Raw genomic sequence first — 25,796 nt, 5'->3', positions numbered from 1 at the left:
TTGCCCATGGTTCGTTTCACCCTTTCCGCCCTTGCCCTGACCCTCGCCACCACGGCCCAAGCCGATCCTGTCGCCCAAGGCGCGCCCAATGTTCCCAGCTTCAAACCTGCCTTCGAAGGCCAGACCCGCGTGGAAGAGCAGGTCTCGGGCTTTGAGCCGCAGTTGGAAATCTTCGCCACCGGGCTGGAACGTCCGTGGGGCATCACGCCCTTGCCCGAAGGCGGCTATCTTGTGACCGAACGGCCGGGGCGGCTGCGCTATGTCTCGGCGGCAGGTCAGGTGTCTGATCCGCTGACCGGGGTGCCTGAGGTGCTGAACAAAGGGCAGGGCGGGTTGCTGGATGTGACGCTGGGGCCGGATTTTGCAAACACACGGATGGTTTATCTGACCTATGCGAAACGTCTGCCCGGCCTGCGAGAGCGCAATGCAACCGCCGTGGCGAAGGGACGACTGGCGGACGACATGAGTGGCTTGGAACAGGCGGAAGATATTTTTGTCCAATCACCGCCCAGCACCAGCCCGATGCACTATGGCTCTCGTATCCTGTTCGGCGATGATGGGCTGGCGTTTGTGACCTTGGGCGAACACTCTTCGCGTGGCGAACGAGAGCTGGCGCAGGATTTGGGTACAACCTATGGCAAGGTCATCCGCATCGCGCCTGACGGATCGGTGCCCGAGGGCAACCCATTTTCAGGCGAGAACGAAATGCCGGAGATCTGGTCCTACGGTCACCGCAACCCCCAAGGCGCGGCGCTACACCCGGAAACCGGGGCGCTCTGGACGATCGAACATGGCCCCAAAGGCGGGGACGAGTTGAACCGAATTGATCCCGGCGCGAACTATGGCTGGCCGGTGATCACCTATGGTGAGAACTACAGTGGTCTGGCCGTTGGTGACGGGATCACGCAGGCTGAGGGGATGGAGCAGCCGGTCTATTACTGGGACCCGGTCATCGCGCCCTCTGGCATGACCTTCTACGACGGAGAGATGTTTCCCGAATGGCAGAACGACCTGTTGATCGGCTCGCTCAACCCCGGAGGGCTGGTGCGTTTGCGGATCGAGGACGGCAAAGTCACCGGGGAGGAACGGTTTCTCGTAGGAGAGGCGCGGTTCCGCGATGTCGAGGTTGCACCTGACGGGTCCGTTCTGGTCCTGCTGGATCAGGGATACATCTTGCGCCTGTATCGTTAGGGCGTCGCGAAGCTAAGGCCTGCCCAAAGCGACTCCCAAACGGCGCCTTCAGACGGGTCATCTGCCCCGGTGTCGCGCAGGACGACCGCATCCAGGAGATAGCTGTGGCCGGGTTTGACCGGGATGATCGCCCGCCCGGCCTCATCGGTACGTGTGAAGAAGACGTTGACCGTTTCGCCCTGTTTTTCGAACACCTCGACCTGCGCGTCGACGCGTGGTTCCCCAAGATAGAACACCTGCACCGGCATGCCATCGCTTAGGTCGTCGGTGTATGGGTTGGCCAAGGCGACGATCTCTGTCTGAAGGCCGAACGCCCGGTCCTGGCCGGACCCGCTGCCGACCGAGACCAATGATTTGACGTGACGCGTATAGCTTTCGACAAACCCTGTTTCAGGCAGGCCCCGCGCGGCGTGGTCTTCCAGTGCCGTGGCAAAATCCTTGTGCTCGACGAAAGATTTGAACTTTTCCCAATCGCGATAGGTCAGCCGGTCGGGTGTGGTTTCCAAAGTGATGATGGCCAGCCCGTCCTGTTCCGGCAAAGCCCGGATTGCTGGCCGGTCACCAAGTCGGGACGTCACTGCAACCGCACTGTCGCCTTGCCAAATGGTGGTCGAGCCATATCGATTCTCAAACCAGGACATCCTTACGCCCTCAAAGTTCTCTCCCACCCTTATGTGCGCAGAAAGAGAGGTTGACGGCTCGAGCATAAAATCTTCTGGTTCGATCCAAAGCTCGTGCGCGAGCGTAGGAGTAGTGACGTTAAGAAGCAGGAGCGTGGACAGAATGCGGATCATTGGAAAAGCCTTTCGGGTTGCCCGAGACTTGGCCCGGGCGGCGCTGCTGTCAAGCTTTGTCGCCGCGCCTGCTGTCGCGCATGAGGTGCAACCGGCGGTCGCAGATGTGACGGTGGATGCCGAAATCATCACGCTGCAGATCGAGCTGACAGTCGAACCGATCCTTGCCGGGATAAGCCTTGCCGGGTTGGCCGATACCAACGATTCTCCGCTTTCGGGCCTGTATGACCAGATCCGCGCGCAGGACGGCGAAGCCGTGACGCAGGCCTTTCTGGCCCGCTGGCCGGATATGCGTGACAAGCTGGTACTGGATGTCGAAGGCGAACGCCTTCTGGCCGAAGTCACAGAGCTGCGCGTACCGCCCGTCGGCAATGTAGAGCTGGCGCGACTTTCGACATTGATCTTGTCCGCTGGTCTGCCTGCCGGGGCTGACCCGGTACGCGTTGGCTGGGCAGAAGAATTGGGACCGTTGGTCGTGCGTCAGATGGGGGAAGGGGATGACCTGTATACCGGTTATCTCACCAAGGGTGCGCTAAGCGACCCATTGCCCCGCGCTGGTGTGGCCGAAGTGGGCGGGTTTGAGAGCTTCCTGCGCTATGTCGTGATCGGGTTTGAACATATTCTGCCCAAAGGGCTGGACCATATCCTGTTTGTGCTGGGCCTATTTTTCTTCTCTTTGAAGATGCGTCCGCTGTTGATCCAAATCACCGCCTTTACACTGGCACATACGGTGACGCTGGCCTTGGCGACGCTTGGGCTGGTGACCGTCTCTCCCGCGATCGTAGAGCCACTGATCGCAGCCTCGATCACCTATGTCGCGATAGAGAATATCCTGCGCCCCAAGCTGGGCTGGTGGCGCACGGCTGTCGTGTTCGGATTTGGCCTGTTGCATGGTCTGGGATTTGCCAGTGTGCTGGGCGATATCGGGCTGGATCCGTCGCGCTTTATCGCCAGCCTGATTGCTTTCAACATCGGGGTGGAAATCGGCCAATTGACGGTTATCGCCGCGGCCTTCCTGTTGGTCGGCCTGTGGTTTGGCAATCGCAGCTGGTATCGCGCGGCCATCGCGATCCCGGTGTCCTGCATGATTGCTGTCATCGGCGGATGGTGGGTGATCGAGCGGACCTTGCTATAGATCATTTGGGAACTCGCGCGCTTCATGTTAGCCTGCCTGCCCACCCTGAAAAGAGGAGGACAGGATGGCCAAGCATATTCTCGATAACTCTGAGAAAGCGGAAACCGATAGCCGGGCGGCCCAGTTTACCCGGATCGAGCGCGATCAGGCCCCGCGGCCGCAGACCAAGACATTGCAGCAACGCGCCGCCGATCGCGACGATGGGTCCCGCGCCAAAGCCTATACAAAGATTGAGCGCAAGGGGTAAGCCGCGCAGTCTTTAGAAATGTGATTTCAGCGCCTGCCGCACTGGCGTGTCCAGATGCGGCGTGGCCCCGAACTGGTTCAGGAACAGCTCGTCTCCGCGCCATTCGAACTTGTGAACAGAGGTGTTCTGGACGCTGAGGAACATCTTTGATTTCGCCTCGATTTCCAGCCGCAAGGCGATGGCCACAAGGGTCGAGATTACGCCGGTCGAGGTCACCAGAACCGCGGGCCCCTCTGCGGCGGCATCGCGTAGCGCGGCTAGGATGCGCGTGCGAAAGGCCTCGAAGCTTTCCAACCCTTCATGCACGCCATCGTCTCGCCAGACCCGCAGGACCTGCGGGATTTGCGCAGCAAAAGCTTCCTGACTGTCGGGGAATTCGACCCCGTGGCTGGCTTTCACGGCGTGGGACAGGCCAAAGTAGTCCAGCTCGTTCAACCGAGGGTCGGTGACATGGGGTTTGCCATCAAGGTTCAGCTCTTCGGCGGTTTGGATTTGTCGGCGCATCGCGCCCGAGATCACGCGATCAAACCCACCGGTTTCTTGCAGATACATCCCCAGACACTGCGCCTGTTTGCGGCCAAGCTCTGACAGGTTGTCATAGCTTTCTTCATCCTTGGCCTGAGAGTTTGCCTGCCCGTGGCGAATGAGTGTGAGTTCTGTCATCGGCGTCTCGCTTTCGCGACAGACAGACACGGGATTGGCCCGAAGTTCAAGGGTGGTTATGGGCGGGTGGCCGCTGCTGGGACCCCGGCCGCCGTGTCCAAAGCATCATCTCAGAACGCAAGAAAGGCATCGGGTAAACCGGAACATCAAGCTGCTTCTGGCGTCTTTGCCGGAAGATCAGCTCCAGCGGACCTCGCCCAGAAAGATATAGCCCGCGCCGTAGATGGTTTTGATCAGGCGGGGGTTCTTTGGGTCTTCGTTCAGCTTGGTGCGCAGCCGAGAGATGCGCACATCCATCGCCCGGTCAAAGCTTTCACCGGCAGCGCCGCCCAGCTCTTCCTGCATTTGAGCGCGCGAGATCAGGCGGCGGGGACGTTCTAGAAACAGGCGCAAGACCTCGCCCTCTGCATGGGAAATCGCGCGTTCCTCGCCATCGGGGCCGGTCAGGACATAGCGGTCGAACTGCGCGGTCCACCCTTCGAAATGGGCGGTGTTGCCGGTGCCCTGATTGTCATCGCGATCCCGACGCAGGCGGGCGCGGACGCGGGCGACGACCTCTGTCGGGTCAAAGGGTTTGATGATGTAGTCATCGGCCCCCAGTTCCAGTCCGGTGATACGGTCCTGCACTTGGGCGCGGCCCGAGATGATGATGATCGCCGCGCCCGATTCCAGTGCCAGACGGTGCACCAGTGCCAGCCCATCCTTGTCGGGCAGGCCAAGGTCCACAAGGCAGACATCGGGCGCGCCCGAGGCCAAGGCGGCCTCGAATTCCGTCGCGCGGGCATAGGTCGTGGTGCGGAACCCGGCCTCGGTCAGTGCCTCGGACAGCATGTGACGGATCTGCGGCTCGTCATCCAGAATGGCGACATGGGCTTGGGTCATTGGGCAGGGTCTTCCTTCAGGGCCTTGGCCAGTTTGTGGGGGGCGAAGGGTTTCGACAGGATCGGAAACACACCTTCGGCGGCCTGCCGGCGCGCGTCGTTTTCGGGCAATGAGGTCATCAGGCACATACGCCCCGCGAACCCCTGGGCCTTGAGATCGGTCAGCAGGTCGAACCCGGTGCGCTCTCCGGCCAGAATGAAATCAGACAGCACAAGCGTCAGGCCGGGCAGGTCGGCCATGGCGGCGGCTTCTTCAGCCGAGGCGGCCTCGATCACGCTGTAGCCATGGGCGATAAGCTCTTCGCGAATGGTTTCGCGCAGAACGGGGCTGTCTTCGACCAGAAGGATCATGCCCGGCGTCTCGGAATGAGTGACCTTGCGAAGCGGATAGCGCAGGCTGACGCGCGCGCCCTGTTCGGTATTGGTCAGGATGACACGGCCCCCGGCCAGTTTGGTGGCATCGACGACCATTGTCAGACCCAGACCGCTGCCCTCTTCGCCCTTGGTGGTGAAGAACGGGTCGGTCGCGTGGCCAAGGGCAGTGTCGGAAAAGCCGGGGCCTGTGTCGCTGACGCTAAGCTCGACCCAGGTATCGCCGACAGGGCGTGCAGCCACGGTGATCCGGCCTTCGGTGTCGCCGATTGCGTCACGGGCGTTCAGGATCAGGTTCAAAAGCGAATCCTGCAGGCTGCCGGCGTCCAGCATCAGCGGCGAGGAAAAACCGCTACACGCTTGGTTCAGTGCAATCTGTTTGCCCAAAGAGGGTCGCGCCATCGTACAGATCTCGCGCAGAAGGCCCGGCAGGTTCACGGGCTCTGGTCGCACTGGGCGCAGGTCGGACATGGTCGCGATCCGGTCCAGCAGCGTGCCGCCTCGGCGCACGGCGGCCTTGGTGGCGGCGATCAGCTCAGCGGATTCGTCGGCGGGGTTCAGGCGTTCAAGCTGGCTTTGCAGGCCAAGGATGATCGTCAGCAGGTTGGCAAAGTCATGGGCCAGCCCGCTAGTCAGCTGCGCGGCCAGTTCGCGGCGGTGGGTCTGGGCAAGGGCCGACCGCGCCTGCGCCTCTTCGGTCACATCGGTGGACAGGATGTAAACGCCATTCGTGGTGCCGTCGGGCGCGACGTCGGGCGTGGTCGCGACACGGATGCGCCTGCCCGAGGTGTCATGTGTGAACTCGCAGACCCCGGCCGTGCCCTGCATGGCGTCTTCGAAGGTCGGTCGCAGCTTGCTAAAGGCGTCGTCGCCCAGAACCTCTGCGATCGGCAGGCCGATGATCTCTTCCCCGCGTCCGGGCAGGATCGTCGGCAGCTTGCGGTTCGAGAACGTATACAGCCCATCGGGATTCACATGGGCGATGTGGGCGGGCATCATGCGCGTGACGGTTCGGGTGCGCGCCTCTGTCTCTGTCAGCTGGCGCTGAACCTCGGACAGGGCGGTGTTTGTCGCGGCCAAGGCGCGGTTCGATTGGCCCAACTGGTCGGTATAGGTCATTAGCTGGTCAGACAGCTCTTCCGAGCGCAGGCGCAGCAGCTCTTCCTGACGACGAATTTCGGTGATGTCCGTATAGACCGTGACCCAGCCCCCTTGCGGCAGTGGGCAGCCCTCGATGCTGATGATGCGCCCGTTCGAGCGGGTGCGTTCAACGTAATGAGATTCGAATGTCAGGGCCTGATCGACACGGGCCTGCACGAACTCTGCCGGATCATCGACCTCGCCGTATTCGCCGCGTTCAACCAGAAACTGGATGGTCTGGGCAAAGTCCGCACCGGGGGTGAACAGGTGTTCTGGCAGTTCGAACATTTCACGGAAGGGGCTATTGCTGACCACCAGTTTCAGGTCGGCATCATAGATCGACAGGGCCTGCTGAATAAGGTTCAGGCCCGCCTCTGTCATACGGGTGCGTTCAGCCTGTGGCTGCGGCATCGATCTGTCCTCCCATCTCATGGCTAGCACCGGAATGGCGGACCGAAAAGGGGGGTGGGACGCGAATTTTTGAATGAAATCGGGCGTGTAACAATTCGTTAGATTCTGGAAAAACTCAGGAAAAGTTTGACCATGAGTTTGCTCATGTTCCTAATACAGGGACCAGAGTCGCGTTGGGAATCGCGACCTGAAGGGCCAACCAACTGGCCGATGGGAGGAATAACTTGACCGCTGTAACAACGTCTTCGGGCGACTTGCAGTCCGTGCCTGCGCTTCTGGCGCGCAACGTCGCGAAATACGGCGACAAGCCTGCGTATCGGGAAAAGGAATTCGGGATCTGGCAAAGCTGGACCTGGGCGGAATCCGCCGAGGAAATCCGTGCGATCGCGCTTGGGTTTCTGGTGCTGGGGCTGGAACGGGGTGACCATGTCGCCATTATCGGGCGCAACCGCCCGGCGCATTACTGGTCGATGGTGGCCGCGCAGATGTGCGGGGCCGTGCCGGTTCCGCTGTATCAGGACGCCGTCGCCGAAGAGATGGCCTATGTGCTGGAACATTGCGGCGCCCGCTTCGTCGTCTGTGGCGACCAGGAGCAGGTCGACAAGGTTATCGACGTTCAGGAAACCGTGTCCGGCATCGAGCACGTCATCTACAACGACAAACGCGGTCTGCGGAAATACGACCATAGCCACCTGAACTGGCTGAAGGATGTCGAAGCCGAAGGTCGTGCCGCCGAGGTGCGTCTGGGCGAGGAACTGGACGCGCGTATCGCCGAACTGAATTACGACAGCACCTGCGTGATGCTGTACACCTCGGGCACCACCGGCAAGCCAAAGGGCGTGGTGATGTCCAACCGGAACATCATCGAGACCTCGAAGAACTCGTCTGAATTCGACGGGCTGCGTCAAAGCGATGACGTTCTGGCCTATCTGCCGATGGCTTGGGTCGGTGACTATATCTTCTCGATCGGTCAGGCCTACTGGTGCGGTTTCTGCGTGAACTGCCCGGAAAGCGCCAACACCATGATGACCGACCTGCGCGAGATCGGCCCGTCCTATTTCTTTGCCCCACCACGGGTTTTCGAAGGTCAGTTGACCAACGTGATGATCCGGATGGAGGACGCGGGCAAGTTCAAGAAGAAGCTGTTCGACAAGTACATGGCGCACGCCAAGAAAGTCGGTCCCGCCATTCTGGACGGCAAACCCGTCAGCGGCGCGGACAAGTTCAAATACTGGTTGGGCAACTTGTTTGTCTTTGGGCCGTTGAAGAACACCCTGGGCTTTTCGAATGTGCGCGTGGGCTACACCGCGGGCGAGGCCATCGGCCCCGAAATTTTCGACTTCTACCGTTCGCTTGGGATCAATCTGAAGCAGCTGTATGGCCAGACCGAAGCCTCGGTCTTTATCACGCAGCAAAAGGATGACGAGGTCGACCCGAACACGGTTGGCACCCCGACCCCGGGGGTCGAGCTGCGTATCGACGAAGACACCCGCGAAGTGTTCTATCGCTCGCCCGGTGTCTTTGTTGAGTACTTCAAAAACGCCGATTCAACCGCCTCGACCAAGGATGCCGAAGGCTGGGTCGCCACCGGCGACGCGGGTTTCATCGAAACCAACGGCCAGCTGCGTATCATCGACCGCGCCAAGGACGTTGGCAACATGGCCAACGGCGACATGTTCGCGCCGAAGTTCGTCGAGAACAAACTGAAGTTCTTCCCCGATATCCTTGAGACAGTTGTCTTTGGAAACGGCAAGGAAATGTGCACGGCCTTTATCAACATCGACCTGACGGCGGTGGGCAACTGGGCGGAACGTAACAACATCGCCTATGCCTCGTATCAGGAACTGGCGGGCCACCCGCAGGTTCTGGACACCATTCAGGCCCATGTCGAAGAGGTGAACCGCTCGGTCGCCGAAGACAGCATGCTGTCGGGCTGCCAGATCCATCGCTTCCTTGTTCTGCACAAGGAACTGGACGCCGACGACGGAGAGCTGACCCGGACCCGCAAGGTGCGCCGCGGCATCATCGAAGAGAAATACCACGATCTGGTCACCGCGCTTTACGACGGGTCCACCAAGGTCTCGACCGAGACCGAAGTGACCTATGAAGACGGTCGCAAGGGCAGCATCAAGGCCACGCTTGAGCTGCGCGATGCAGCTGTTGTGCCGGTCGCAAGCAACAAGGTGGCAGCGGAATGAGTGTAGAGCAGATGACAACAACTGGTGTCCCCGCTGAACCCTATGTCACCGCGGACGGTCGTCAGATCGGTAACGTATTGATGGAGATGAAGAATATCACGCTGCGCTTTGGTGGCGTGGTGGCGATCAGCGACATTTCCTTTGATATCCGCGAAGGCGAGATCCGTGCGATCATCGGCCCGAACGGCGCCGGGAAATCCTCGATGCTGAACGTGATCTCGGGCTTCTATGTTCCGACCGAAGGCGAGGTCTGGTTCCGCGGCTCCAAACGTCCGCAGATGAAACCCTATCAGGTGGCCCAGCAGGGGCTGGCGCGGACCTTCCAGAACATCGCGTTGTTCAAGGGTATGTCGACGCTGGACAATATCATGACCGGCCGCATGACCCGTATGAAGACCAACATGCTGCAACAGGCGATGTGGTGGGGCAAAGCCCAGAAGGAAGAAGGCGAGCACCGCGAAGCCGTTGAAAAGATTATCGACTTCCTTGAAATCCAAGCCATCCGCAAAACTCCCGTGGGTCGCCTGCCCTATGGTCTGCAAAAACGTGTGGAGCTGGGGCGGGCGCTTGCGGCAGAGCCGGACATCCTGCTTCTGGACGAGCCCATGGCGGGCATGAACGTCGAGGAAAAAGAGGACATGTCCCGCTTTATTCTGGATGTGAATGACGAATTCGGCACCACCATCGCCCTGATCGAACACGATATGGGCGTGGTCATGGATCTGTCCGACCGCGTGGTCGTGATGGATTACGGCCGAAAGATCGGTGACGGCACCCCTGACGAGGTGCGCAACAACCAAGAGGTCATCGACGCCTATCTGGGGGTCGAACATGACTAAATTCACCATGCAGAAACCGTGCACATCGCGTGCAGAAACCATGCGCACAAACTGCGGGGAGGCCGCCAATGTCTGACAACCTCATTTACGCGATGGAAGTGACGCTGAACGGCCTGATGGCTGGCGTCCTTTATGCGCTGGTCGCGCTGGGCTTCGTGCTGATCTACAAGGCCTCGGGCATTTTCAACTTTGCGCAGGGCGTCATGGCGCTGTTTGCGGCGATGACCCTTGTGGGTATTGAGAAAGGCCAAGTCCCATTCTCGCACCTGATCAACGCGGTGCTGGGCACCGAGGTGCATCACTTTGGCTGGCACCTGCATTCGTTCCTGGCGATAGCCTTCACCGTGGTGGTGATGATCGGGCTGGCCTGGGCGGTGCAACAGGTGATCTTCAAACACCTTGTGGGCCAAGAACCCATCATCCTGTTCATGGCGACCATCGGTCTGGCCTACTTCCTTGAAGGCGTGGCTGACCTGATGTGGGGGTCCGAGATCAAGAACCTCGACATCTGTCTGACCTCGAACCTGTGTATGCCGCAGGGCATCAACGAGGCGATCGACCAGACCACCTATGAATGGTTCGGTTATGGCTTCTTCATCGACAACCTCGACATCACGGCAACCATCGTTGCGATGGTTCTGGTGGCAGCGCTTGTGGCCTTCAGCCAGTACACCAAGCAGGGCCGCGCCATGCGCGCCGTGGCAGACGATCACCAGGCCGCACTGTCGGTTGGTATCTCGCTGAACTTCATCTGGGTTCTGGTCTGGTCGGTCGCGGGCTTTGTCGCGCTGGTCGCGGGCATCATGTGGGGTGCCAAGTCGGGCGTGCAGTTCTCGCTGTCGCTGATCGCGCTGAAGGCCCTTCCGGTTCTGATGCTGGGCGGCTTCACCTCGATCCCGGGCGCCATCGTGGGCGGCCTGATCATCGGCGTGGGTGAGAAACTGTTCGAATTCGCCATCGGCCCGATGGTCGGCGGCGCGACCGAGAACTGGTTCGCCTATGTTCTGGCCCTTCTGTTCCTCGTCTTCCGCCCGCAGGGTCTGTTCGGCGAGAAGATCATCGAAAGGGTCTAGGGCGTGAACAAGCTGATTGCCATCATCAACGTGATCGCCTGGTCGGGATTCTGGGCCTTCGGGTACCTCGCGCTTAGCGCCGACTTCTCGGACACTTCCCAAGTCATGACAGCCCTGTTGCTGGCAGCACTTGGGGCCGGGGCTGGCCTGTGGGCCTATATGCGGCTGATCCGTATCAACGAAGACAGCGGCTATGCAAAGCCGCCCAAACGCGCGGTGCCAGAGCAGTATCGCAACGACGACACTGCCGAAGGGGGAGCTTTATAAGATGTTCTATCGCGAAGCCGGTGATTTCCACACCACTTACAAAGACGACAACCAGACCTTCCCGATCAAGTTTGACCGGATCCGGTATTATGTCGTGCTGGCCGTAGCCTTTGGGGTCATTCCCTTCCTGATCAACGACTACTGGGCGAATGCCGTGTTCGTGCCCTTCCTGATCTACGCCATCGCGGCGATCGGGCTGAACATCCTGACTGGCTATTGCGGTCAGGTCAGCCTTGGGACCGGGGGCTTCATGGCTGTGGGGGCCTATGCCTGCTACAAGCTTATGACGGCATTCCCTGAAGTCAGCATTGTCTTCCACCTGATCGGCGCAGGTTTTGTGACCGCAGGCGTCGGGGTCCTGTTCGGCCTGCCGTCCTTGCGGATCAAGGGGTTCTATCTGGCGGTGGCGACGCTTGCCGCGCAGTTCTTCCTTGTCTGGCTCTTCAACAAGGTGCCGTGGTTCTACAACTACTCGGCCTCGGGCCAGATCAACGCACCCGAACGCACCGTCTTCGGCATGGCCGTAACCGGTCCGAACACCGAAGCTTGGGCGAAATACATGATCTGCCTGGTCTTCCTGACCGTGCTGGCTTGGATTGCCCGCAACCTGACCCGCGGCACTGTTGGCCGCAGCTGGATGGCGATCCGCGACATGGACATCGCGGCTGAAATCATCGGGGTGAACCCGCTGAGGGCCAAGTTGACCGCCTTTGCCGTGTCGTCCTTCTTTGTCGGCATCGCAGGCGCGCTGTTCTTCAGCGTCTACCTTGGCGCGGTCGAAGTGGGCGAGGCATTCGGCATCAACAAGTCGTTCCTTGTTCTGTTCATGATCATCATCGGCGGTCTGGGTTCGATCTTTGGATCGCTGGCAGGCGCGGCCTTCCTGGTTCTGCTGCCGGTGCTTTTGAAAAACATTTTGGTGGGTGGTCTTGGCTGGCCCATCGATATCGCCGCCCACATGGAGCTGATCATTGTCGGCGGTCTGATTGTCGTCTTCCTGATCGCCGAGCCGCATGGGCTCGCGCAGCTTTGGAAGATCGGCAAAGAGAAACTGAGATTGTGGCCCTTCCCGCACTAGGGGTGGGCTGCGGAACCTGAAACCAACGATCCGGGGCCAACCCGGACCATCGGAAAACCATGGGAGGATTACACCGATGAAATTGAAACTGGCAACTCTGGCACTGGGCTCGGTTATGGCCGCAGCGCCTGTTATGGCGGACCTCGTGTTCCCGTCGCTGTCTTATCGCACCGGCCCTTACGCGGCAGGCGGTATCCCCTACGCGGATGGCTACGCCGACTATTTCACGCTGATCAACGAGCGTGACGGCGGTATCGGTGGCGTAATGGCGAAGGTCATCGAATGCGAGACCGGCTATAACACTGAAAAAGGCGTGGAATGCTATGAGGCGACCAAGGGCGAAGGCGCTCTGGTTTACAACCCGCTGTCGACCGGCATCACCTACCAGCTGATCCCCAAAGTGACCGCAGACGGCATCGCGCTGTACACTCCGGGCTACGGCCGTACTTCGGCGGCGAACGGCAAGGTGTTCTCGAACGTCTTCAACTTCCCGGCCAACTACTGGAACGCGGCTTCGCTGGCGGTCAACCACCTGCTGGACGTGAACGGCGGTGACATCAAAGGCAAGAAGATCGCTCTGGTCTATCACAACTCTGCCTACGGCAAAGAGCCGATCAAAACGCTGGAAGCCCTGTCTGAAAAGCACGGCTTTGAACTGCTGGCGATCCCGGTTGACCACCCGGGTCAGGAACAGAAATCGCAGTGGCTGCAGATCCGCCGCGAAAAACCTGACAATGTCCTGATGTGGGGCTGGGGCGTTATGAACCAGGTTGCCATTCAGGAAGCCGCGAACATCCGTTACCCGATGGAAAACTTCATCGGCGTCTGGTGGTCGGGTGCTGAACACGACGTGACCCCGGCGGGTGACAAGGCGACCGGCTACAAGGCTGTGACCTTCCACAACGTTGGTTCCGACTTCCCGGTCTTCGACGACGTTCAGAAATACGTCGTGGACGCAGGTAAAGCCGCAGGCGCTGGCGATAACGTCGGCAAGGCGCTGTACAACCGTGGTTTCTATGCCGCGATGCTGATGGCTGAAGCAGCAGCTGCTGCCCAGAAAGCCAGCGGCAAAGCAGACATCGAAGCATCGGACATGATCGCAGCGCTGGAAAGCTTCTCGATCACCGAAGAGCGTATGGCCGAACTGGGCATGCCGAACTTCGGTCCTGCGTTCGAGGTAAGCTGTGCCAACCACGGTGGCCCGGGCACCGGTGCGATCCAGCAGTGGGACGCAGCCGCCGGCACCTGGTCGCTGATCTCTGACTTCGGTCCTTCGGACATGGACGTGATCCAGCCGCTGATCGACGCGGACTCGGCCGCCTATGCTGCCGAAAACAACATCGCAGAGCGCTGTAACTAAGCGTTTCTTCCCCCGGCCGCCTTTAGTGCGGCCGGGGTCCTCTTAAGAATTTTTGCCAAGACGAAGCGGCGACCCTGCGCCCCTTGAAGAAAGGCCACAATATGCTGGACAGCGGCAAGACCGAGACCCTGCTTGAGGTCAACAATATCGAGGTGATCTACAATCACGTGATCCTCGTGCTGAAGGGCGTCAGCCTGAACGTTCCCAAGGGCGGCATCACCGCGCTTCTGGGCGGCAACGGCGCGGGCAAGACCACCACGCTGAAAGCGATTTCCAACCTGCTGCACTCCGAGCGCGGAGAGGTCACCAAGGGCACCATCAATTACCGCGGCGAGCGGGTTCAGGACCTGGACCCCGCCGAGTTGGTGAAGAAAGGCGTCATCCAAGTGATGGAAGGCCGCCACTGTTTTGAACACCTGACCGTCGAGGAAAACCTGATGACCGGCGCCTATACGCGCGGCGACGGGCGTGGTGCAGTCAGCGCCGATCTGGACATGGTCTATGAATATTTCCCGCGCCTGAAAGAGCGGCGCAAAAGCCAAGCGGGCTATACCTCGGGCGGGGAACAGCAGATGGTGGCCATCGGCCGCGCACTGATGTCGCGCCCTGAGACGATCCTGCTGGACGAACCTTCGATGGGTCTGGCTCCGCAGCTGGTGGAGCAGATCTTTGAGATCGTGAAATCCCTGAACGAGAAGGAAGGCCTGACTTTTCTTCTGGCCGAGCAGAACACCAATGTGGCGCTGCGCTATGCGCATTACGGCTACATTCTGGAATCTGGCCGCGTTGTGATGGACGGTCCTGCTGCCGAGCTGCGCGAGAACCCGGACGTGAAGGAGTTCTATCTGGGCATGGCCGAGGAAGGCCGGAAGTCGTTCCGCGACGTGCGGTCTTATCGCCGCCGCAAGCGTTGGCTGAGCTGATCACCCAACGCCGCCCCAGCATGCAAGCGCCAGACAAAGGAAGTCCTCTATGAGCGCCCATTTCGACACTTTGGAAACCCGGTCCGCCGACGAACGCGCCGCGCAGCAGTTGCAGGGCGTGAATGCGCAGTTGGCACGCTATGGGCGGGGCCCTTTGGGTGATCTTTCCGAACTGACTTCGCTGCCGGTTCTGCGCAAATCCGATCTGGTTGAAGCGCAGCAGAAGAACCCGCCGTTCGGGGATATCCCCGTGGGCGAGATTGCGCATGTGTTCCAGTCGCCGGGTCCGATTTATGAACCGGGCGGCACCAGCCACGACTGGTGGCGGATGGGTCGTTTTGTGCACGCTGCCGGGATCGGCAAGGGCGATATTGTGCAAAACTGTTTTGGCTATCACCTGACGCCAGCGGGCATGATCTTTGAAAACGGTGCTCAGGCCGTTGGCGCCCGCACCGTGCCCGCCGGCACCGGCCAGACAGAACTGCAGGCGCAAGCCGCCGCCACCATCGGGGTCACCGGCTATGCCGGGACTCCGGACTATCTGAAGGTCATTCTGGATAAGGCCGACGAGCTTGGACTTGATCTCTCGCGCTTGACCAAAGCCGTGGTCAGTGGCGGGGCGCTGTTCCCGTCCCTGCGTCAGGAATATGCCGATCGCGGGATCACCTGCCTTCAGGCCTATGCGACCGCTGATCTGGGCAATGTTGCTTATGAATCTCCGGCGATGGAGGGGATGATCCTTGATGAAGGCGTCATCGTGGAAATCGTCACCCCCGGCACCGGTGATCCGGTTGCCCCGGGCGAGGTCGGCGAAGTCGTCGTGACCACGCTGAACCCTGACTACCCCCTGATCCGTTTTGCCACCGGCGATATGTCGGCGGTTCTGCCGGGGCAAAGCCCCTGCGGCCGGACCAACACCCGCATCAAGGGCTGGATGGGCCGCGCGGACCAGACCACCAAGATCAAGGGCATGTTCGTACGCCCTGAACAGGTGGCCGCATTGGTATCGAAACACGTCGAGATCGACCGCGCCCGCGTCATCGCCACCCGCAGTGGAGAGCAGGACGCGATGACCGTTCAGATCGAGACCACATCCGCCGACATCGGCAAATTTGAGCCGTCGGTGGTTGAGACGCTGAAAATGCGCGGTAAGATCGAACTTGTGGCGCCGGGGGCGCTGCCTCGGGACGGTTTGGTGATCGAGGATCAGCGCAGCTACGATTAAGGCGGGAAAGGCATCGTCATTTCCTGCGACAGTGGAGGAAATGTGATGCGGAATTTTCTGACAACAACGGCTTTGGCCCTGTCTTTGGCAGGCCCGGTCGTGGCCGCGGATGTGGCGCTTGTTATTGGTAACAGCGCCTATCGAGAGCTGCCGCGCAATCCAAGGGGCGATCGGGTGGTCAGCCCGGCGCGCGAGCTGCGTGACCTGGGTGTGCGGGTGATCGACGGGCGCAACTTGCGCGCCTCGCCGCTGGATGACAGTTTTGCCGATCTGGTCAAGGTCCTGTCTGATCGCCCCGGTCCACATCGTGTTGCGGTGATTCTGTCGGGGCAGTTCGCGGAAACCGCCAATGACAGCTATTTCCTGCCAATCGACGCCAAAGATGACATTGACCTCGCGTCGGTCCGTGATGAAGGCCTGCCGTTGTCGGCCGTTCTGGCCGTTCTGGCCGATTATCCCGGTGAGGCGCTGCTGCTTTTGGGGGAAGGTCGCGACAGTGGCGATCTGGGGCCGTTCTTGTCCTATGGTATCACCCTGCCGGATGTCCCGCAGGGCGTGACTGTTTTGCAGGGCCCGGCGTCGGACATCGCTGATTTCGTGCAAGAGGTCTTAACTGAAGGCGACGCGCCCACAGTCGAGGCGGCAGAGGTTGATCACGGCCTGATTGCCAGCGGCTATATGCCCGCAGGCCGCGTCTTTTTTGGCACCTCCGCGCCGGTTGCAGCCCCGACCGCGCCGCCCGTAATCTCTACGCCCGCACCGGTGGTCAATATCAACGAACCAGCCCTCTGGGAGACCACGCGCAAGGCCGACACTGTCGCCGCCTATCGCAACTATCTGGATGCCTTCCCCGAGGGGCCTAACGCCGCCACAGCGCGCGCGATGATCAAGGAAATCGAAACAGAACCCTTCCGCGCCGAACGTCTGGCCGAGCAGGACCTGCGCCTTAGCCGGGATGCAAAACGCTCGATTCAGCGCAACCTTAACCTGCTGGACTATGACCCGCGCGGCATCGACGGACTGTTTGGTCCGGGTTCTCGTCGTGCGATCCAATCTTGGCAACGTGATAACAGGTTCCCGGCGACCAGCTACCTGACCGGCAACCAGATCGCGCTTTTGAATTCTCAGGCAGAACGCCGTGCTGCAGAACTGGAAGAAGAAGCCCGGCAGCGTCAGGAACAACGGGACCGCGAAGACCGCGCCTATTGGGAGAAGACGGGTGCCTTGGGCGATGCGCCGGGGTTGCGGGCCTATCTGAACCGCTATCCCGATGGCCAGTTTGCCGAGGTTGCACAGGAACGTCTGCGTGTGATCGAAGAAGCCGCCCGTGCCGAGGCTGACCGGCGCGAAAGCATTGCTTGGGAACAGGCGTCACAGATAAACACGGTCGAAGGCTATCAAGCGTTCATCAACGACTTCCCCGGTGGTCGACTGGCAGAAGAGGCGCAGGCCCGCATTGATGCGATGACCCGCGACCCCGCCGAGGTGGCTGCCGAAGAGCGTGCGCGCCAGATCGAAGAGAACCTGAACCTTAGCCGTCGTACCCGCACGGTGGTCGAAGACCGCTTGGCCAAGATGGGCCTGAAACCGGGTAAGGTAGACGGGGAGTTCACCGACGAGACCCGTCGCGCGATCCGCCGCTATCAGGACGCGCGGAACATGGAAGTAACCGGCTATCTGAACCAACAGACGATTGTTCGCCTGATGGCCGACAGCCTGTTCCGCTAGGCCTGTGATGGAGGGGTGTTGACGATCAGCCACTCTCCGATGTTCTCGCGCGTGATGTAGCCGCAGAACGTGCCAGTTCTGTCCCGCACGATGACGGCGGGGACATCGGGTTTGGACAGGTGGTCAAGCACCTCTTCCAAAGGGGCGGACCGCGCAACCGTGGGCAGGTGCCCGGTCATGGCCCGGACCACCGACCAGTTGGGGCCCAGTTCCTTGGTGTCCTGCATCAGGACAGCGCGGGTTAGCACCCCAACCATATTGCCTTGCCCGTCGAGAACCGGAAATTCGGATTGTGCAGTGCGGATCAACGCCTGGCCCGCAGCGGCCCCGTCGTCGTTGACCGATAGCGACTCGAACGCGGTGATCATCGCGTCTTCTGCCCGTGCGGCGCGGGCACGGTCATGCAGGGCCACGTCCGAATATTCGGCAGCGGCGGCCATGAAGATGAAAACCCCGATCAGCAGCAGCAACGGATTGCCCGACATCAGGCCCAAAAAGCCGAGCAGGAAGGCCAGTAGCTGTCCGGCTCCAGCCGCGATGCGCGTGGCCTGAACCCGGCCGAGGCGAATGTTCAACAACGCCCGCAGCACGCGCCCGCCGTCCATCGGGAAGGCGGGCAGCAGGTTGAACAGGGCCAGAAACAGGTTCACGGCGGCCAGCCGTCCAAGAAAGCTGTTGGCAGGGTCGTCGATCGCTTCGACCACTTGCAGGGACATGGATGCGCCGAACAAGAGGGTCAGGAAGAGCCAGATCACGATGTTGACCGCCGGACCCGCCAAGGCGACAAGAATCTCTTGACCCGGTTTTTCCGGCATACGTTCCAGCCGCGCCATCCCGCCAATTGGCAGCAGCGTAATATCCGGGGTTTTGATTCCATAGCGGCGCGCGGTCAGGGCGTGGCCGAACTCATGCGCGATCACGCAGGCGAACAGGGCGATGATGAAGGTCACGTTGACCAGCGCGGCTTCGGGACCGCCATTCAGCCAGGCAGAGCCTCCGATCCAAGCAAGCAGCAGGAAGAAGGTCGCGTGAACCCGAAGTTCCGACCCGAACAGGCGTCCAATGGGAAAAGACCAAGTCATAAGGCAAGTCTATGGGAACATTTGAAAAAGACAAACCGACCATGTGACGCAATGCACAACACCCTTGGTTGCCCTGACACGTTGAAGGCCATAGCTTGCCGGAAATTGAAGTAAGGTCCCGACGATATGCTGCCACCTGAAACCCTGTATGCCTTTGGTCTTGCCGCCTTCCTGCTGTCACTGGCGCCGGGACCGGACAATATCTTTGTGCTGACCCAGTCGGCGATGACGGGCGCGCGGTCCGGCGTGATTATCGTCTTGGGTCTTTGCAGTGGGGTACTGGTGCATTCTGCGGCGGTCGCCCTTGGCTTGGCCGCCCTGGTCAACACCAGCGTCGTGGCCTTCACCGTGTTGAAGTTCGCAGGCGTCGCTTACCTTCTGTATCTTGCGTTCAAGGCCTTTCGGGCACCGGTACAGGCCATCGGCGGGGACGCCGCTCGAATGTCGCCTGTCGCGCTGTATCGGCGCGGACTGATCATGAATATCACCAATCCCAAAGTGGCGATCTTCTTCCTCGCTTTTTTCCCGCAATTCATGGACCCCACTGCCGGATCAACCGGATTGCAGGTGGCGCAGCTGGGAATGGTGTTTGTCGTCGTCGCGCTTGCTGTCTTCAGCGCGATCGCCTTGGCGGCTGGCGGGCTTAGCCAGTTCCTCACCCGGTCCGCACGGGCCCAATCGGTAATCAACCGGGTTGCCGGCTTTGTCTTCGTCGGGCTTGCAGCCAAAGTCGCCTTCAGCAGTCGATGATGCTAACGCTGGACTGCCTTGCCGCTGACGGCCAAGGCTAGTTCTTCGCGTATGATCTTGGCCATCTCGGCGGCTTCGGATTTCAGGACATCCTGCAGTAGCTTCCCATCGTCCTTAGCAAGTTTGAAATAGTTGATCGGCTTGCTGCGATGGGACCAGTTAACTGTGACCGGAGTGCCTGAGCGGCCTTTACGCAGGGTTCCCGTGACCTGAAGCGCAGTTATGACGTCAGGGTTAATCTTGCTTCCAGTTAGGCCAAGGTAGATGCGCGTTGTCAGTTTCAGTTGGGTATAACCTGACCGACCGCGGCGCAAACGCGGGCCTTTTGGTTCAATGGGGCCGCTGCCTATCAGATAGGCCTCTACATCCTTCGCCGGCTGGGCATCGCGCAGAACTTGCGAGATCACCTCGGTCGCGGCCTTGGTCTCGTCCTCGGAGTGGCTTGTTGCGGCCCCGACCGCCCCGCCGATGATGGCGGCCCCCAAGGCGATGGGAATGATCAAGACGCATCCAATTCCGCCGCAACCAGTGCCCATCTCCAACGCGCCAGCAGCCGCACGCCCGGCCCCATACGCTGCGCCGCCCCCACGACCGCTGCGGGGTTGAACGAACTTCAGGTTGGATTTGTCCGTGACCGCAGAAACGGTGACCATTTCGGCGCCTGAAAGCCGCCAAGGGCTGACATAGGGTGCGGGTTCCTTCTTTGCGCTACAGGCCGCAAGGCTGGCCATGGCTAGGATTGCGATGCCCCTTCGGGTGTGACGCAGGAAGCGCTTCGACGGAGGCTCAAGGTCAAGATGGCGGTTATTGGACAGACGTAGCAGCAATGGTCTCTCCTGTTTGTAGGTCTTCAATCCAAAAGCGATAGCTGTGGCGCGCCGCGCCTTCTTCCCCGAAAGCGCGATAGTGACGGTTGGGTCGCAGGGTCCCCACGATCTTGAAGGCAACGAAAGTCGGGCCAGGGCTGAACGGGTTCATGCCGCGCCAGGTAAGCCCCGGAAGGAAGAAATACCCAAGTTCGCGATCGCCCGCCGGAACTGCCAGAAATTCTGCTGTGCTGTCATCGGAGAAGGGAACCTCCTTCACGGCTTCTTGGTAAGAGGCGGCGATCTGCGGGTTTCGGATGAATTCGGGGTTAAAGACCTGTCGTTCATCAATCACGATCAGCCGCACACCGCCTAGCACGCCAAAGTCGCGACCCATCTCGACATAGGCCACCTTCCGGGTCTTCGGGTCCGGCGGAATGAAGGCGTTTTTGTATGTATCGGAGTTTTCGGTGGTACAAGCCGAAACGATAAAAAAAGTTAAAATGGCAAAGTTTCTGAAACTCATCGCGCAGATCCCCCCTACGCTAAAAGATCTCTTAGCTTAGCACTAATCAGTGATTAATTCAATTTATTTGATCAGTGATCAATTTAACGGGATGGTACACCACCTGTGAAACTCACGCACTGAGATGTTGGGCAACCCCAAAACAAAACCGCCCGGGGCCGAAGCACCGGGCGGTTTCGCTAAATCAAAAGCTCTCGCTTAGCCCTGACGGGCTTTGAAGCGGCGCTGTGTCTTGTTGATCACGTAGACACGACCTTTACGGCGCACTACGCGGCAATCGCGGTGACGCTGCTTCAGCGAGCGGAGTGAGTTACGGACTTTCATGGCCTTCTCCTCTTTCGCGGCGCGCGGGCGCCTCTGGTTGCGTGGTCCACCCCGAAGGGCAGGAATTCAATGGTGGGCGGTACAAGGATCGAACTTGTGACCCCTTCGATGTCAACGAAGTGCTCTACCGCTGAGCTAACCGCCCATCCCGCCACGATCCCGGCGCCCTAAACAAATAGGACGCGGCAGTCCCGCGTCGGTCCGACGGTCTATAGAAGGAGTCGGAACAAGGCGCAAGGGGGTTTTGGCAAGTTAAGAAATTGCACTATACATATTTTCGATCAAGGATATGTGGATGCCCAGCCAAGCCTACAAAATATTGGAGCCAAAGACGCGCCAATCCAGCGTTATCTTCGCTTCGCCGCACAGCGGGCGAGACTATCCGGCTGACTTTTTGCAGGAATCAGTTCTGGACGGGCAAGAGATTCGCTCGTCCGAGGATGCCTTTGTCGACCAGTTGATCGAAGCGGCCCCGTCCCTTGGCGCGCCCGCGCTTCTGGCGCAGCTTCCGCGCGCCTATGTCGACCTGAACCGCGCCCGCTCAGAACTGGACCCGGCGGTGGTCGAAGGCATCGCCGACAAGTCACTGAATCCGCGGATCGCTTCAGGCCTTGGGGTGATCCCCCGCGTGGTCGCTGGCGGGCGGTCCATCTACAGCGGCAAGCTGATCCGGGATGAGGCCGAAGCGCGCCTGTCTCGTGTCTGGGATCCGTACCATGGCGCGCTGGCCGCCTTGATGCGCAGCGCACACAACCAGTTCGGCGAAGCGATTCTTGTCGACTGCCATTCAATGCCACATGAAGCGCTAGAGGCGATGTCGCGCAACGGACGCCCCCGGCCCGACGTGGTGCTGGGCGACCGCTTTGGCGCCAGCGCCCATGTCGAAATCACCGACCGCATCGCCCGCGCCTTTTCGTCCGAGGGCCTGACAGTTGCCCGCAACAGCCCCTTCGCCGGCGCCCATATCGTGCAGCACTACGGCCGCCCCGCCAAAGGCCACCACGCCATCCAGATCGAAATCGACCGTGCGCTGTACATGGACGAGGCCACCATCACCCCGCGCCCCGATTTCGAAGACTTCCGCGCCCTCTTCACCCGCGCCATGGCCGAGATCGCCCAGATCGGGCGGCCCAAGGCACAGATGGCGGCGGAATAGGTCAGGAACCAAGGTCAGCGTACCGTCGTTGGAGGGGTGGGGCCTAGGTTGGTTGCGCCTGCAAAGCTAACGCTGTGTATCCTTAGCTTCCTACGCAGTTTGCTTGGCTTCAAATCTTTTCCAGACATGCATTCGGCCTTTTTGGCGTGCATCTGCCAGCCACAGCTTGCGCCGCACACCCTTAACCTCCAGCGACTGGTATTTGCCTCCGGAGAACTTCGGCCAATCAATCGCGAGGCCAAGCTTTACCATTTCTGCCGACAGATCGGTGCCGTCTTCCAATCGGCATTTTGCTACAGTCCGGCCGTGGTCGTCTTCATCTGTGATCTCGGCTTTGACGGTTTTACCTTTGCACAATGAAACCAAAGCCCACTTGGCTTTCTTCCCATAAGGGTGATTCAACTCAGGTGCATCTACGCCGAACAGACGAATTTGCGTATTTTTGATGACAATCGTATCGCCGTCCACGACATACGCTGATCCCGTGATGAATGTCTTTGGAGGCTGGGGCTCGGCGCTCTTCGCGTCAAACGGTTCGGGTGCAGCTTTGACGACCGGACGAAATTCAGGGTGGGTTGGTGTCCTTTGTGGCGGTTCAGACCTTCCGACGACAACGCCAACAATCAGTAGCACCAACAAAATACCAATTAAAATTTCCAACGCAAAGTTCCGAAGTTCAATCTATACAGTAGTAAAAACAGGTTATCCGCCCTTGAGTTGAGTGCCAACCCTTTACCTCAAGCTCCGCCCCTTCCTAATCGCATCCTTCCCGAACTTCTCGCGGATCGCATCACTCGCCCGTTCCGCCCGGTCGCGTTTGGCGGCGTTGGGGTCCAGAAGGTCTGGAGTCAGGTCGGCTTTTCCCGCCGGGGTCAGCTCTGACAGCCCGACGCCGATCAGGCGATAGGGGCCCTCGTTGCCCACCTGATCCAAAAGCCCCCGCGCGGTGCGGTACAGGCGGTCGGCCATTTGGGTGGGTTCGCGCAGGGACACCCGGCGCGAGATCAGCGAATGGTTGGCCCGTTTCAGCTTTAGCACCACCACGCGCCCCGCCAGATCGCGGGCCTTGGCGCGGTCGGTGACCTTCTCGGCCAATCGCCACAGGTGGCCGTCCAGCAGATCAACACTCGCCGTGTCCTCGAAAAACGTGGTCTCGTTCGAGATGCTTTTGATTGGCGTGCGGGCAGAGACACGGCGCCGATCCTCGCCTCGTGCCAAATGATAAAGTCGTGTGCCCATCGACCCGAACCGTGCCTGCAGGTCTGTTTTGTCCCATCTCAGAAGGTCAGCAAATGTATGGATGCCGGCGCGGTCCAGCCCGGCCTGCGCCGCGGTCCCCACGCCCCAGATCATCCGCACTGGTTTGTCGCGCAGGAAATCGGCGGTCTCGGCCTTGCCGATCACCGAAAACCCGCGGGGCTTATCCAGATCGGACGCGATCTTGGCGAGGAACTTGTTGTGCGACAGCCCGATGGACCCCGTCAGCCCCAACTCGTCCTGCATCCGCTTCACCAGCCGCGCCAGCATCACCGCAGGCGGCGCGCCGTGCAGCTTGGCGGTGCCAGACAGGTCCATGAAGGCCTCGTCCAGCGACAGGGGTTCGACGATCGGCGTCATCTCATCCATCATCGCGCGGATCTGGCGGCTGACCTCTGTGTAAACAGAGCCTCTTGGCTTGATCACTACGGCCTCGGGGCAGAGTCTCAGTGCCTGAAACATTGGCATCGCTGAACGGACCCCTTTGATCCGCGCGATATAGCAGGCGGTCGAGACCACGCCACGCCGTCCGCCGCCAATTATCACTGGTTTATCAACAAGTTCCGGGTTATCGCGCTTTTCCACGCTGGCATAGAATGCATCGCAATCCATATGCGCAATCGACAGATCCAACAGCTCTGGATGGGCTATGATCCGGGGGCTGCGGCATTGCGGACAGCGGGAACCATCCCCATATACATGTAGACATTCGCGGCAAAGGGAGGGCATCAGACCATCATTCAAAGGGCGCGGGGGCACAGGTTAGCAATTCCACAAATCCCCGTCACAAATTTTGTTTTCGTTCGTTTATCTGCCACATTTCAGGGGCAAGACGAGTTCAAGTTTTCACTTTCGGAGATTTAGACGTGGACCTTTTTGAAATAGCCGACGCGCTTGGCGGCTCGAATATTGTTCTGCTGCTTCTGGCCGCTTTCATCATCCTATGTGTGTTCCTTGGTGTGCGGATCGTCCCGCAGTCCGAGAAACACGTGGTCGAACGCTTTGGCCGTCTGCATGCGGTGCTTGGGCCGGGCATCAACTTTATCGTGCCGTTTCTGGACCGCGTAGCGCATAAGATTTCCATTCTCGAACGCCAGTTGCCGAATGCGCAGCAGGACGCGATCACCTCGGATAACGTGCTGGTGCAGGTCGAGACCAGTGTCTTTTACCGCATTCTGGAACCCGAACGCACCGTTTACCGGATCCGTGACGTTGATGGCGCGATTGCCACGACCGTGGCCGGGATCGTCCGCGCCGAGATCGGCAAGATGGAGCTGGACGAGGTGCAATCCAACCGCGCCAAGCTGATCGAACAGATCAAAGCCTTGGTCGAAGATGCCGTGGATGATTGGGGGATCGAGGTGACACGCGCCGAAATTCTGGACGTGAACCTGGACCAAGCCACCCGCGAAGCCATGTTGCAGCAGCTGAACGCCGAACGCGCCCGCCGCGCTGCCGTGACCGAGGCCGAAGGACAGAAGCGCGCCATCGAGCTGAACGCCGATGCTGAACTTTACGCCGCCGAGCAAACCGCCAAAGCGCGCCGGATTGCGGCCGAGGCCGAAGCCTATGCGACCGAGGTTGTGGCAAAGGCCATTGCTGATAACGGTCTGGAAGCCGCGCAATACCAGGTGGCGCTGAAGCAGGTCGAGGCATTGACCGCGCTGGGCGGTGGCGAAGGCAAGCAGACCATCGTCGTGCCGGCAGATGCGATGGATGCCTTTGGTAATGCGTTCAACATGCTGAAAGGACGTAGCTGATGTGGAATGAGTGGTGGATTTGGGTCGCAGCCGGGATCGGTCTGGGCATCCTTGAGGTCCTGGTTCCCGGCTTCCTTTTCCTAGGCTTCGCCATCGGGGCAGGGGTGATCGGCCTGCTGCTGGCTGTGGGCGTGGCCCTTAGCATGCCGCAGCTTTTGGTAACCTTCGGGGTCGTGTCGCTTGTCTCTTGGCTGGTTCTGCGCCGCGTCGTGGGCCTGCGGCAGGGGCAGGTGAAGCGCGTTCACCATGACATCAACGAAGACTGACGACCTTGCTCCGGCGTCGTCAAGCGGGCGCTCTGCTGGTGGAAAGAGTTTACCTCTGCAAGTTGTAATCACGAAGCAGCGCCAACTTGGCGCTGTTTTTCGTTTCGCTTGGAACGAATCAAATGCAGCAGATCTGACCGGGTTTCGGGGTCCAAATGCAGGTCACGTAACGTAATCCTCGATAGATCAATCCGCCGCTTTAGGCTGGATTGTTGGCTTACATGAGTGAACCGAAAAACCTATCAGGCTCTTATATACATGAAACTTCGCGTTTTTTGCCGGATTGGGGGCTGGGCTCTGTTCTGTCATCGGCCTTTTTTACCTGTTGAATTAAACTGTTAGCG

26 protein-coding genes and 1 tRNA gene are annotated in these 25,796 nt (G+C 60.0%); 16 read left to right on the top strand and 11 right to left on the bottom strand.

The genetic code is table 11. The features are described 5' to 3' along the window. Positions 1-6 precede the first annotated feature (6 nt). Positions 7-1,191 carry a PQQ-dependent sugar dehydrogenase gene (locus CLM58_RS00550; protein ID WP_095593969.1) on the top strand — a complete coding sequence of 395 codons (1,185 nt, stop codon included), beginning with the start codon at positions 7-9 and terminating at the stop codon, positions 1,189-1,191. On the opposite strand, the gene CLM58_RS00545 is transcribed toward CLM58_RS00550, so the two are convergent. Beyond that, on the bottom strand, positions 1,188-1,985 hold the full coding sequence (locus tag CLM58_RS00545) for a DUF4198 domain-containing protein (RefSeq protein ID WP_095593968.1): 798 nt from the start codon (positions 1,983-1,985) through the stop codon (positions 1,188-1,190). The genes CLM58_RS00550 and CLM58_RS00545 overlap by 4 nt on opposite strands. On the opposite strand from CLM58_RS00545, the gene CLM58_RS00540 reads away from it, so the two are divergent. Beyond that, positions 1,975-3,120, top strand: a complete 1,146-nt coding sequence (locus CLM58_RS00540; RefSeq protein WP_095593967.1) for a HupE/UreJ family protein — start codon at positions 1,975-1,977, stop codon at positions 3,118-3,120. The genes CLM58_RS00545 and CLM58_RS00540 overlap by 11 nt on opposite strands. 64 nt (positions 3,121-3,184) lie before the next feature. Next, positions 3,185-3,367: a hypothetical protein gene (locus CLM58_RS00535; protein ID WP_095593966.1), complete on the top strand. Its 183-nt coding sequence runs from the start codon at positions 3,185-3,187 to the stop codon at positions 3,365-3,367. A 12-nt stretch (positions 3,368-3,379) separates the two neighbouring features. On the opposite strand, the gene CLM58_RS00530 is transcribed toward CLM58_RS00535, so the two are convergent. The 3 genes from CLM58_RS00530 to CLM58_RS00520 form a co-directional block, all read right to left on the bottom strand. After that, complete coding sequence (locus tag CLM58_RS00530) at positions 3,380-4,030, bottom strand: histidine phosphatase family protein (protein WP_095593965.1); 651 nt, start codon at positions 4,028-4,030, stop codon at positions 3,380-3,382. Positions 4,031-4,207: 177 nt separating this feature from the next. Continuing rightward, complete coding sequence (locus CLM58_RS00525; protein WP_095593964.1) at positions 4,208-4,912, bottom strand: response regulator transcription factor; 705 nt, start codon at positions 4,910-4,912, stop codon at positions 4,208-4,210. After that, complete coding sequence (locus CLM58_RS00520; protein ID WP_095593963.1) at positions 4,909-6,834, bottom strand: PAS-domain containing protein; 1,926 nt, start codon at positions 6,832-6,834, stop codon at positions 4,909-4,911. Before CLM58_RS00520 ends, CLM58_RS00525 begins: the two co-directional genes overlap by 4 nt. 224 nt (positions 6,835-7,058) lie before the next feature. On the opposite strand from CLM58_RS00520, the gene CLM58_RS00515 reads away from it, so the two are divergent. The 9 genes from CLM58_RS00515 (at position 7,059) to CLM58_RS00475 (ending at position 17,525) form a co-directional block, all read left to right on the top strand. After that, positions 7,059-9,032 carry an AMP-binding protein gene (locus CLM58_RS00515; RefSeq protein ID WP_095593962.1) on the top strand — a complete coding sequence of 658 codons (1,974 nt, stop codon included), beginning with the start codon at positions 7,059-7,061 and terminating at the stop codon, positions 9,030-9,032. Further along, positions 9,029-9,871: an ABC transporter ATP-binding protein gene (locus tag CLM58_RS00510; RefSeq protein WP_229666160.1), complete on the top strand. Its 843-nt coding sequence runs from the start codon at positions 9,029-9,031 to the stop codon at positions 9,869-9,871. Before CLM58_RS00515 ends, CLM58_RS00510 begins: the two co-directional genes overlap by 4 nt. 68 nt (positions 9,872-9,939) lie before the next feature. Continuing rightward, positions 9,940-10,944: a branched-chain amino acid ABC transporter permease gene (locus CLM58_RS00505; protein WP_095593961.1), complete on the top strand. Its 1,005-nt coding sequence runs from the start codon at positions 9,940-9,942 to the stop codon at positions 10,942-10,944. Positions 10,945-10,947: 3 nt separating this feature from the next. Further along, the gene (locus tag CLM58_RS00500; RefSeq protein ID WP_095593960.1) at positions 10,948-11,211 is read left to right on the top strand and encodes a hypothetical protein; all 264 of its coding nucleotides are present in this window, start codon (positions 10,948-10,950) and stop codon (positions 11,209-11,211) included. Between the two features lies 1 nt (position 11,212). Then, complete coding sequence (locus CLM58_RS00495) at positions 11,213-12,289, top strand: branched-chain amino acid ABC transporter permease (RefSeq protein WP_095593959.1); 1,077 nt, start codon at positions 11,213-11,215, stop codon at positions 12,287-12,289. Between the two features lie 76 nt (positions 12,290-12,365). Further along, positions 12,366-13,649, top strand: a complete 1,284-nt coding sequence (locus CLM58_RS00490) for an ABC transporter substrate-binding protein (RefSeq protein ID WP_095593958.1) — start codon at positions 12,366-12,368, stop codon at positions 13,647-13,649. 101 nt (positions 13,650-13,750) lie between these two features. After that, positions 13,751-14,572, top strand: coding sequence for an ABC transporter ATP-binding protein (locus tag CLM58_RS00485; RefSeq protein WP_095594765.1), 822 nt, complete (start codon positions 13,751-13,753; stop codon positions 14,570-14,572). 49 nt (positions 14,573-14,621) lie between these two features. Next, the gene (locus CLM58_RS00480) at positions 14,622-15,797 is read left to right on the top strand and encodes a phenylacetate--CoA ligase family protein (protein WP_095593957.1); all 1,176 of its coding nucleotides are present in this window, start codon (positions 14,622-14,624) and stop codon (positions 15,795-15,797) included. Positions 15,798-15,842: 45 nt separating this feature from the next. Continuing rightward, positions 15,843-17,525, top strand: coding sequence for a peptidoglycan-binding domain-containing protein (locus CLM58_RS00475; RefSeq protein WP_095593956.1), 1,683 nt, complete (start codon positions 15,843-15,845; stop codon positions 17,523-17,525). On the opposite strand, the gene CLM58_RS00470 is transcribed toward CLM58_RS00475, so the two are convergent. After that, on the bottom strand, positions 17,522-18,607 hold the full coding sequence (locus CLM58_RS00470) for a site-2 protease family protein (protein WP_095593955.1): 1,086 nt from the start codon (positions 18,605-18,607) through the stop codon (positions 17,522-17,524). The genes CLM58_RS00475 and CLM58_RS00470 overlap by 4 nt on opposite strands. A 126-nt stretch (positions 18,608-18,733) precedes the next feature. Between CLM58_RS00470 and CLM58_RS00465 the strand changes: the two genes are divergently transcribed. Beyond that, positions 18,734-19,357, top strand: a complete 624-nt coding sequence (locus tag CLM58_RS00465; RefSeq protein ID WP_095593954.1) for a LysE family translocator — start codon at positions 18,734-18,736, stop codon at positions 19,355-19,357. Positions 19,358-19,359: 2 nt separating this feature from the next. On the opposite strand, the gene CLM58_RS00460 is transcribed toward CLM58_RS00465, so the two are convergent. The 4 genes from CLM58_RS00460 to CLM58_RS00445 form a co-directional block, all read right to left on the bottom strand. After that, positions 19,360-20,184 (bottom strand): hypothetical protein, encoded by an 825-nt coding sequence (locus tag CLM58_RS00460; RefSeq protein ID WP_095593953.1) that lies wholly within the window; start codon positions 20,182-20,184, stop codon positions 19,360-19,362. Beyond that, positions 20,162-20,689 carry a hypothetical protein gene (locus CLM58_RS00455; protein WP_095593952.1) on the bottom strand — a complete coding sequence of 176 codons (528 nt, stop codon included), beginning with the start codon at positions 20,687-20,689 and terminating at the stop codon, positions 20,162-20,164. The genes CLM58_RS00460 and CLM58_RS00455 overlap by 23 nt, the downstream gene beginning before the upstream one ends. Positions 20,690-20,887: 198 nt before the next feature. Beyond that, a complete protein-coding gene (ykgO, locus tag CLM58_RS00450; RefSeq protein WP_010141322.1) occupies positions 20,888-21,013 on the bottom strand; it encodes a type B 50S ribosomal protein L36 in 126 nt (41 codons plus the stop codon). 70 nt (positions 21,014-21,083) lie between these two features. Continuing rightward, positions 21,084-21,158, bottom strand: a tRNA-Val gene (locus tag CLM58_RS00445). Positions 21,159-21,308: 150 nt separating this feature from the next. Between CLM58_RS00445 and CLM58_RS00440 the strand changes: the two genes are divergently transcribed. After that, complete coding sequence (locus CLM58_RS00440) at positions 21,309-22,169, top strand: N-formylglutamate amidohydrolase (RefSeq protein WP_095594764.1); 861 nt, start codon at positions 21,309-21,311, stop codon at positions 22,167-22,169. Between the two features lie 90 nt (positions 22,170-22,259). Here the strand turns inward: CLM58_RS00440 and CLM58_RS17295 are convergent, their stop codons facing one another. Continuing rightward, on the bottom strand, positions 22,260-22,829 hold the full coding sequence (locus tag CLM58_RS17295; protein ID WP_229666159.1) for a thermonuclease family protein: 570 nt from the start codon (positions 22,827-22,829) through the stop codon (positions 22,260-22,262). A 72-nt stretch (positions 22,830-22,901) separates the two neighbouring features. Then, a complete protein-coding gene (locus tag CLM58_RS00430; protein WP_095594762.1) occupies positions 22,902-24,155 on the bottom strand; it encodes a DNA polymerase IV in 1,254 nt (417 codons plus the stop codon). A 137-nt stretch (positions 24,156-24,292) separates the two neighbouring features. Between CLM58_RS00430 and CLM58_RS00425 the strand changes: the two genes are divergently transcribed. Both CLM58_RS00425 and CLM58_RS00420 read left to right on the top strand, forming a co-directional pair. After that, positions 24,293-25,186 carry an SPFH domain-containing protein gene (locus CLM58_RS00425; protein ID WP_188720488.1) on the top strand — a complete coding sequence of 298 codons (894 nt, stop codon included), beginning with the start codon at positions 24,293-24,295 and terminating at the stop codon, positions 25,184-25,186. Then, positions 25,186-25,452, top strand: coding sequence for an NfeD family protein (locus CLM58_RS00420; RefSeq protein WP_095593951.1), 267 nt, complete (start codon positions 25,186-25,188; stop codon positions 25,450-25,452). The genes CLM58_RS00425 and CLM58_RS00420 overlap by 1 nt, the downstream gene beginning before the upstream one ends. The last annotated feature ends 344 nt before the right edge of the window (positions 25,453-25,796 follow it).

This window comes from Actibacterium pelagium (genome assembly GCF_002285415.1).
Taxonomy (GTDB): Bacteria; Pseudomonadota; Alphaproteobacteria; order Rhodobacterales; family Rhodobacteraceae; genus Actibacterium_B; species Actibacterium_B pelagium.
Note: the sequence above shows the minus strand (reverse complement) of the source record. Positions and strands in the feature narration are given on the sequence as shown.

Bases quoted from the DNA above. Each gene is read 5' to 3' on its own strand.
- CLM58_RS00550 (WP_095593969.1), top strand. From the start codon at position 7: ATGGTTCGTTTCACCCTTTCCGCCCTTGCCCTGACCCTCGCCACCACG.
- CLM58_RS00540 (WP_095593967.1), top strand. From the start codon at position 1,975: ATGCGGATCATTGGAAAAGCCTTTCGGGTTGCCCGAGACTTGGCCCGG.
- CLM58_RS00545 (WP_095593968.1), bottom strand. From the start codon at position 1,985: ATGATCCGCATTCTGTCCACGCTCCTGCTTCTTAACGTCACTACTCCT.
- CLM58_RS00535 (WP_095593966.1), top strand. From the start codon at position 3,185: ATGGCCAAGCATATTCTCGATAACTCTGAGAAAGCGGAAACCGATAGC.
- CLM58_RS00530 (WP_095593965.1), bottom strand. From the start codon at position 4,030: ATGACAGAACTCACACTCATTCGCCACGGGCAGGCAAACTCTCAGGCC.
- CLM58_RS00525 (WP_095593964.1), bottom strand. From the start codon at position 4,912: ATGACCCAAGCCCATGTCGCCATTCTGGATGACGAGCCGCAGATCCGT.
- CLM58_RS00520 (WP_095593963.1), bottom strand. From the start codon at position 6,834: ATGCCGCAGCCACAGGCTGAACGCACCCGTATGACAGAGGCGGGCCTG.
- CLM58_RS00510 (WP_229666160.1), top strand. From the start codon at position 9,029: ATGAGTGTAGAGCAGATGACAACAACTGGTGTCCCCGCTGAACCCTAT.
- CLM58_RS00505 (WP_095593961.1), top strand. From the start codon at position 9,940: ATGTCTGACAACCTCATTTACGCGATGGAAGTGACGCTGAACGGCCTG.
- CLM58_RS00495 (WP_095593959.1), top strand. From the start codon at position 11,213: ATGTTCTATCGCGAAGCCGGTGATTTCCACACCACTTACAAAGACGAC.
- CLM58_RS00490 (WP_095593958.1), top strand. From the start codon at position 12,366: ATGAAATTGAAACTGGCAACTCTGGCACTGGGCTCGGTTATGGCCGCA.
- CLM58_RS00485 (WP_095594765.1), top strand. From the start codon at position 13,751: ATGCTGGACAGCGGCAAGACCGAGACCCTGCTTGAGGTCAACAATATC.
- CLM58_RS00480 (WP_095593957.1), top strand. From the start codon at position 14,622: ATGAGCGCCCATTTCGACACTTTGGAAACCCGGTCCGCCGACGAACGC.
- CLM58_RS00475 (WP_095593956.1), top strand. From the start codon at position 15,843: ATGCGGAATTTTCTGACAACAACGGCTTTGGCCCTGTCTTTGGCAGGC.
- CLM58_RS00470 (WP_095593955.1), bottom strand. From the start codon at position 18,607: ATGACTTGGTCTTTTCCCATTGGACGCCTGTTCGGGTCGGAACTTCGG.
- CLM58_RS00465 (WP_095593954.1), top strand. From the start codon at position 18,734: ATGCTGCCACCTGAAACCCTGTATGCCTTTGGTCTTGCCGCCTTCCTG.
- CLM58_RS00455 (WP_095593952.1), bottom strand. From the start codon at position 20,689: ATGAGTTTCAGAAACTTTGCCATTTTAACTTTTTTTATCGTTTCGGCT.
- ykgO (WP_010141322.1), bottom strand. From the start codon at position 21,013: ATGAAAGTCCGTAACTCACTCCGCTCGCTGAAGCAGCGTCACCGCGAT.
- CLM58_RS00440 (WP_095594764.1), top strand. From the start codon at position 21,309: ATGCCCAGCCAAGCCTACAAAATATTGGAGCCAAAGACGCGCCAATCC.
- CLM58_RS00430 (WP_095594762.1), bottom strand. From the start codon at position 24,155: ATGCCCTCCCTTTGCCGCGAATGTCTACATGTATATGGGGATGGTTCC.
- CLM58_RS00420 (WP_095593951.1), top strand. From the start codon at position 25,186: ATGTGGAATGAGTGGTGGATTTGGGTCGCAGCCGGGATCGGTCTGGGC.